The sequence below is a fragment of the Achromobacter sp. UBA5777 genome (assembly GCF_002418565.1).
Classification (GTDB): Bacteria; Pseudomonadota; Gammaproteobacteria; order Burkholderiales; family Burkholderiaceae_B; genus Achromobacter; species Achromobacter animicus.
Map to the genome: position 1 here is coordinate 21,379 of NZ_DIEJ01000259.1, position 343 is coordinate 21,721.

Consider the following 343-nt stretch of genomic DNA (forward strand, 5'->3'; position numbering starts at 1 on the left):
GATCATCTCCGGCCCGGCCGAAGACAGCTCCGAGATGTACCGTAAAGTCGACAAAATCATTCCTCACCTGCTGCGTCAGGAGAAAGAAGACTCCGATACTTTCCAGGGGGAAGGTCACTTCTCCGTGGATGAAAAAGCGCGTCAGGTCAACCTGACCGAACGCGGCCTGGTGAAAATCGAAGAGTTGCTGGTGGCTGAAGGCATTATGGAAGAGGGCGAGTCTCTGTACTCCCCGAGCAACATCATGCTGATGCACCACGTAACGGCCGCACTGCGCGCGCACGCCCTTTTCACCCGCGACGTTGACTACATTGTTAAAGACGGCGAAGTCATCATCGTCGAT

1 pseudogene is annotated in these 343 nt (G+C 55.1%); it reads left to right on the forward strand.

Annotation, left to right across the window (positions count from 1 at the left end):
* Nucleotides 1-343 (forward strand): annotated as a pseudogene (secA, locus tag B3446_RS22465) (preprotein translocase subunit SecA); the annotation flags it as partial.